The following is a 6,467-nucleotide window of genomic DNA, read 5'->3' as shown; positions in this document are numbered from 1 at the left end:
GCCCGCCACTGCGTGTTTACTGGCTGTAGTCTGCATCCGAGATAGTAATACCTGTGACTGGAGTTGAGTGTTGTGCTCTTCCGATTGGCCCCGCGACGGGGGCCGCCCGGCCGCACGCTGCCCGGAGGTGGTTCCCGGCCGTGTGTCAGGAACGGGTACGGGGCGCCGACGGGCCGCCCCCGGCCTCCTGTACGTGGGGCATACGGCGGACCGTGCCGTCCGGCGCGTACAGCGCCCGGAGCAGCCCGACGGCGTCGCCGAGCCCTGAGCAGCGGGGGAAACCGCGGAGCGCCCGCCGGTCCCAGCCCGGCCCCGCGGGCAGGACGAAGGGACGTCCCCGCGCGCCCGCCGCGCCCCACCGCAGGCCGTCGATCCGCCGCGCCAGGGCGGACGCCGCCGTGGTGCGGGCCTGCGACCAGACCACCACGGCCGCCGGACCGGTCCGCCGCACAGCGGCCAGGAGTGCCTCCGGGGGAACCGCCGCCCCGAGCATCAGACACGGCACACCCCGCTCGTCCAGCGCGGCGTGCAGGGCCTCGAGGGGGAGCGCGTGCTGCTCACCGGGCGCACAGGCCAGGACGACCGGCGGCGCCCCGGCCGGCGACGCCGCGCGGGGCAGGAGCAGAGGCGCGCGGCGCAGCGCCGTGGAGACGTGCCAGGACAGCAGATGCTCCACCTCCACGTAACGGTCGGCGGAGGACGCCCACTTGCGGCCCACCGCGCGCAGGGTCGGCACCACGACCTCCTCCCAGGCCACGACCAGTCCGTGGTCCCGGATCGCCGCCGACAGCCTGGACTCCAGTTCGGCGGAGTCCAGCCGCACCGCGGCCCGGGCCAGACCCCGGCATTCCCGCCGTACGTCACCCAGAGGGAGGCCGCCGCCGGCTCCGCCACGGCGCGTCGCCGCCGGGGCCGGCCGGTCCGCCGTGGTGAGGCCGGTGTCCTCCCCGCGCGTCGTGAGGGCCACCCGGGCCGCCTCGGCCGGCGGCACGCCCCCGGCCGTCAGGCGGCACATCCGCTCCACCCGCGCGATGTCCGCCGGACTCCAGCGCCGGTGCCGGCCGGGGGAGCGCGCCGTGGGCCCAAGGCCGTAGCGCCGGTCCCAGGAACGCAGGGTCGTGGGCGAGACCCCCAGACGACGGGCGACGGCACCCGTGGTGAGTCCCGGAGCCGTCGCCCCCGGGGTCGGTTCGGTCATGGCTGCCAACCCTCCGGCGGGACACGGCACGTGTGTGCGGAGGCCGGTTCCGCGGCCCTCGTCCGGAGGCTACTCGATGCGCAACCGATGCGAGTTGTCGCCGAGTCCAGCGGACCCGAGGCTGGATCACGCGGGGCGAGCCGCCCGGCGTGACGGCCCGGCGGCGCTCGCCCCCACCCGTGCCGAGCGAGGAGGCGAGACGGTGAACCCCTTCACGGCGGTGCCGGACGGGCCGGCCTCTCCGGGCTCCGTTGCCGGTGACGAGCCCGTCACCGGGAGCGTGCGACCCGGCACCGCACCGCGGCGGATGCCCGCCGCCGGGGACACCGCCGCCCCCGCGCCTCTCACGTCCCCCGCCGACTGGACGGACCTGCACACCCGGTGGAGCGGGCTCGTGCACGCACTGGCCCGGCAGGCGCTCGGGGATCCGGGAGACGCCGAGGACGTCGTCCAACAGGTGTTCGCCGAAGCGTGGCGGGAGTGGAGCGGATTCTCCCCCGAACGGGTGACCCTCCCCGCGTGGCTGGCCGGCATCACCCGCCGGAAGATCGCCGACGCGCTGGCCGCACACGCGCTGCGGGCCGAACTGGCCGCGGCCGCCGCGGGGTTGCCCACCCTGCTGGAGCCCTGCCCGGACGAGGACCAGGAAGGGACGGTGCTCGACCGGCTCGACGTCGGCCGCGCCCTGGACCTCCTCAGCGCACCTCAGCGCCGGGTGCTGACACTGGCCTTCTACCAGGACCTGACACAGACCCAGATCTCCCAGGTCACCGGCTGGCCCCTGGGTACGGTGAAGAGTCACACCCGACGGGGTCTGGACCGCCTGCGGGACAGCCTCGACCCGGGGACGGCCGCGGGGGGACGCGCGGCCGCGGCACGGCCGGACGAAGACGTCCGGTGACGAGCGGTGGAGGACGGAGACGAGCATGGACACGGACGGCACCACGAGGGCCTCACGGCCCGCGGACACCCCGCCGGCCTGCCTGGTCACCGGCGCGACCGGATACATCGGCGGCCGTCTGGTGCCGGAGCTGCTCGACCGGGGACACCGGGTGCGCTGCCTCGTCCGCAGCCCGGAAAAGCTGCGCGACCAGCCGTGGGCCGACCGGGTGGAGACGGTCCGAGGCGACGTGACCGACGCCGCGTCCGTCGCCCGGGCGATGGACGGCGTGGACGTGGCCTACTACCTTGTCCACGCGCTCGGCAGCGGGCGCGACTTCGAGCGCACCGACCGCATGGCCGCCCGCGTCTTCGGCGAGGAGGCCCGCCGGGCCGGCGTCGGCCGCATCGTCTACCTGGGCGGACTCACCCCCGGATCCGTGCCTGAGCGGGATCTGTCGCCCCACCTGCGTTCCCGTGCCGAGGTCGGCCGGATCCTCCTCGCCTCGGGGGTACCGACGGCGGTCCTGCGCGCCGCGGTGATCATCGGCTCCGGCTCCGCGAGTTTCGAGATGCTGCGCTACCTCACCGAGCGGCTTCCGGTGATGGTCACTCCCCGCTGGGTGCACACCCGGATCCAGCCGATCGCCGTACGGGACGTCCTGCGGCTGCTCGTCGGCTGCGCGCACCTGCCCCCCGAGGTGAACCGCGCCTTCGACATCGGCGGACCGGAGGTGCTGACCTACCGGGACATGATGCTCCGTTACGCCGCGGTGGCCGGCCTGCCCCGCCGGATGATCCTGCCCGTGCCCGTCCTGACCCCTGGTCTGTCCAGCCACTGGGTCGGTCTGGTGACCCCGGTGCCGGCCTCCCTCGCGCGTCCCCTCACCGAGTCCCTGCGCTACGAGGTGGTGTGCCGCGAGAACGACATCGAGCGGTACGTGTCGAGCCCGCCCGGCCACCCCATCCGCTTCGACCGGGCCGTCGCCCTCGCCCTGCGCCGCGTCCGCGACGCCCAGGTCGCCACCCGCTGGTCGTCGGCCGCCGTCCCCGGCGCACCGAGCGACCCGCTCCCCACCGACCCCGACTGGGCGGGCGGCAGCCTCTACACCGATGTGCGCGAACGCGAGGCCCACGCCGCGCCCGAGGCTTTGTGGGAGGTCATCGAAGGGGTCGGCGGGGAGAACGGCTGGTACTCCTTCCCGTCCGCCTGGGTGGTCCGCGGGCTGCTCGACCGTTTCGCCGGCGGCGTCGGCCTGCGCCGGGGACGCCGGGACGCCCGGCGGCTGAGAGTGGGCGACTCGCTCGACTTCTGGCGGGTGGAGGAGATCGAACGCGGCCGTCTGCTCCGGCTACGGGCCGAGATGCGCCTGCCCGGCCTCGCCTGGCTGGAGCTGCGCGTCTGCGACGAGGAGGGTGACGACGCCGCCGAGGACGACGCCGCCGAGGACGACGCCGGCGCTCGCGACCGCGCCCTGGGCGCGCACGGGCCCGTTCGCTACCGGCAGCGCGCCCTGTTCCATCCGCACGGGCTGCTCGGCCACCTGTACTGGTGGAGCGTCTCCCCGTTCCACGCCGTCGTCTTCGGCGGCATGGCCCGCAACATCGTGCGTGCCGCCGAGCAGCGGGACCGGCGGGGCGCGGGCGCGCCCGACGCCCGGACCCCTGCCGCGGACGGCGACGCCGGCACCGGCCCGCGCCGCGCACCCGGAGGAAGCTGACCCGCATGCACGTGTCCGTCGTTCTGTTCACCGCCGACCTGCGCCTGCACGACCATCCGCCGCTGCGGGCCGCCCTGGCGTCGGCCGACGCGGTGGTGCCGCTGTTCGTACGGGACCGGGGCGTCGAGGCGGCCGGTTTTGCCGCGCCCAACCGCCGCGCCTTCCTCGACGACTGCCTGGCCGACCTCGACGCCGGGCTGCGGAAGCGGGGCGGCCGGCTCGTGGTCCGCTCCGGCGACCTGGTCGAGGAGGTGTGCCGGGTGGCGACCGAGACGGGCGCCGACAGCGTGCACATGGCGGCCGACGGCAGCGCGTTCGCCACCCGCAGGGAACGGCGGCTGCGCACCGCCCTGGAACGGTCCGGTCGCTGGCTGGTCGTGCACGACGCGGTCACCGTCGTCGTCCCGCCTGGTCTGGTGACCCCCGCCGCCTCCGACCACTACGCCGTCTTCACCCCGTATCACCGGCAGTGGGCGCGCGTGCCGCTGCGGCAGGTGTACGGCGCGCCGCGCACCGTACCCGTGCCGGAAGAGGCGCGCGGCGAACCGCTCCCCGCGCACCGGGGGACCGACGGGACGTCGCCCGGCCTCCCGCCCGGCGGCGAGACCCGGGCCCGCGCGGCCCTGACCGCGTACGGGCGCCATGGACTGGATTCCTACGACACGACGCACGACGACCTGTCCGCCGACGCCACCTCGCGCCTCTCCGCCCACCTCCACTTCGGCACCCTGTCACCGGTGGAGGTGGTGCACCGGGCCCGCCGGCACGGCGGTCCGGGCGCCGAGGCGTTCGTACGGCAGCTCGCCTGGCGCGACTTCCACCGCCAGGTGCTCGCCGCGCGCCCGGCCGCCGCGCACGCCGACTACCGCACCCGGCACGACCGGTGGCGTACCGAGGACACCGCGAGCGGCGACATCGACGCCTGGCGCGAGGGCCGCACCGGCTATCCGGTCGTCGACGCCGCCATGCGGCAACTGCGGCACGAGGGCTGGATGCACAACCGCGCCCGGCTCCTCACCGCCAGTTTCCTGACCAAGTCCCTCTACGTCGACTGGCGGATCGGCGCGGCCCACTTCCTGCACTGGCTGGTCGACGGCGACCTCGCCAACAACCAGCTCAACTGGCAGTGGATGGCCGGCACCGGCAACGACACTCGGCCCAATCGGGTCCTCAACCCGGTGACGCAGGCCCGGAAGTACGACCCGCGGGGCGCCTACGTACGCCGGTGGGTTCCCGAACTCGCCGAGCTTGAGGCCCCGTTGGTGCACGTGCCCTGGCGGCTTCCCGAAGCCGACCGCGCCGGACTCGGCTACCCGGCCCCGGTCGTCGACCTCGCCGACGGACTGGGACGCTTCCGCCGCGCCCGCGGCACCCGGCCGTGACCGACGCCGGTCACGGCCGCCGGCCGGGGGCAGTGGCCGGGCGGAACCCTGTCCGCCGGCCGGCTCAGCGCACCGCGAGCAGATGTTCGAGCGCGAGCTGGTCCAGTCGCTCGAAGGCCATCGAACGCTCCGCCGCCGCGTCCGCGTCGAAGCTCTCGTACGCCGTCGGGTCGGCGAGCAGTTCCGCGAGACCGTGCGGGGCCGTCGGCAGTGCCAGCTCGTCCAGCCGGGACACGGCGAGCGCGGCGGCGACCTCGGGGTCGGCCCGGAAGGCGGCCGCCCGCTCCTTGAGGATCAGGTAGTTGCGCATGCAGTTCTTGGCCGACTCCCACACCCCGTCGAAGCCGTCGGTGCGCACCGGCTTGAAGTCGAAGTGGCGCGGGCCCGTGTACCCGGCCGACTCCAGCAGGTCGACCAGCCAGAACGCCTGGCGCAGATCGCCCGCGCCGAAGCGGAAGTCCTGGTCGTACTTGATGCCCGACTGGCCGTTGAGGTCGATGTGGAACAGCTTGCCCGCCCACAGCGCCTGCGCGATGCCGTGCGGGAAGTTGAGCCCGGCCATCTGCTCGTGCCCCGTCTCCGGGTTCACGCCGACCAGTTCCGGCCGCTCCAGGCGCTCGATGAAAGCCAGTGCGTGCCCGATCGTCGGCAGCAGGATGTCGCCGCGCGGCTCGTTCGGCTTCGGCTCGATGGCGAAGCGGAGCTCGTACCCCTGCTCGGTCACGTACTGGCCGAGCAGATCGAACGCCTCCTTCATCCGGTCGAGCGCCAGCCGTACGTCCTTCGCCGCACCCGACTCGGCGCCCTCGCGCCCGCCCCAGGCCACGTACACCGAGGCGCCCAGCTCCACCGCCAGGTCGATGTTGCGGATCGCCTTGCGCAGCGCGAACCGGCGCACGTCCCGGTCGTTGGCGGTGAACGCGCCGTCCTTGAACACCGGGTGGGTGAAGAGGTTGGTGGTGGCCATCGGCACCTTCAGGCCCGTGCGGTCGAGCGCGGCCCGGAACCGCTTGACGGCCGTCTCCCGCTCGGCCTCCGACGCCCCGAACGGGATGAGGTCGTCGTCGTGGAAGGTGACGCCGTACGCGCCGAGGGCGGCCAGCCGCTCGACCGACTCGACCGGGTCGAGCGCCGGCCGGGTGGCGTCGCCGAACGGGTCGCGGCCCTGCCAGCCGACCGTCCACAGACCGAAGGTGAAACGGTCGTCGGGGGTGGGGAGGAGATGCTGGGGCATGTCCGGCTCCTTCGCACGGGGGTGCCAGATCCGGCGGCGAGGCTGGCCGCCGG

The 6,467-nt window shown here is 74.8% G+C and carries 5 protein-coding genes; 3 read left to right on the top strand and 2 right to left on the bottom strand.

Annotation, left to right across the window (positions count from 1 at the left end):
- Positions 1–145: 145 nt before the first annotated feature.
- Positions 146–1,198, bottom strand: coding sequence for a MerR family transcriptional regulator (locus tag ABZ693_RS27785; protein ID WP_359882601.1), 1,053 nt, complete (start codon positions 1,196–1,198; stop codon positions 146–148).
- Between the two features lie 202 nt (positions 1,199–1,400).
- On the opposite strand from ABZ693_RS27785, the gene ABZ693_RS27780 reads away from it, so the two are divergent.
- Genes ABZ693_RS27780 through ABZ693_RS27770 form a run of 3 tightly spaced genes read left to right on the top strand, consistent with a single transcriptional unit; the run spans position 1,401 to position 5,180 of the window.
- Entirely contained in the window at positions 1,401–2,099 is a 699-nt protein-coding gene (locus tag ABZ693_RS27780; RefSeq protein ID WP_359882598.1) for an RNA polymerase sigma factor, read from the top strand.
- A 25-nt stretch (positions 2,100–2,124) separates the two neighbouring features.
- A complete protein-coding gene (locus ABZ693_RS27775; protein ID WP_359882595.1) occupies positions 2,125–3,798 on the top strand; it encodes an SDR family oxidoreductase in 1,674 nt (557 codons plus the stop codon).
- A 5-nt stretch (positions 3,799–3,803) separates the two neighbouring features.
- Complete coding sequence (locus ABZ693_RS27770) at positions 3,804–5,180, top strand: cryptochrome/photolyase family protein (RefSeq protein WP_359882592.1); 1,377 nt, start codon at positions 3,804–3,806, stop codon at positions 5,178–5,180.
- 64 nt (positions 5,181–5,244) lie between these two features.
- On the opposite strand, the gene xylA is transcribed toward ABZ693_RS27770, so the two are convergent.
- Positions 5,245–6,414: a xylose isomerase gene (xylA, locus tag ABZ693_RS27765; protein ID WP_359882589.1), complete on the bottom strand. Its 1,170-nt coding sequence runs from the start codon at positions 6,412–6,414 to the stop codon at positions 5,245–5,247.
- Positions 6,415–6,467 lie beyond the last annotated feature (53 nt).

Origin of the sequence: Streptomyces laurentii, assembly GCF_040635425.1 — a bacterium.
GTDB classification, from domain to species: domain Bacteria; phylum Actinomycetota; class Actinomycetes; order Streptomycetales; family Streptomycetaceae; genus Streptomyces; species Streptomyces laurentii.
The sequence above is the reverse complement of the archived record's forward strand: the minus strand, read 5'-3'. Positions and strand labels throughout refer to the sequence as shown.

Bases quoted from the DNA above. Each gene is read 5' to 3' on its own strand.
- ABZ693_RS27785 (WP_359882601.1), bottom strand. From the start codon at position 1,198: ATGACCGAACCGACCCCGGGGGCGACGGCTCCGGGACTCACCACGGGT.
- ABZ693_RS27775 (WP_359882595.1), top strand. From the start codon at position 2,125: ATGGACACGGACGGCACCACGAGGGCCTCACGGCCCGCGGACACCCCG.
- ABZ693_RS27770 (WP_359882592.1), top strand. From the start codon at position 3,804: ATGCACGTGTCCGTCGTTCTGTTCACCGCCGACCTGCGCCTGCACGAC.
- xylA (WP_359882589.1), bottom strand. From the start codon at position 6,414: ATGCCCCAGCATCTCCTCCCCACCCCCGACGACCGTTTCACCTTCGGT.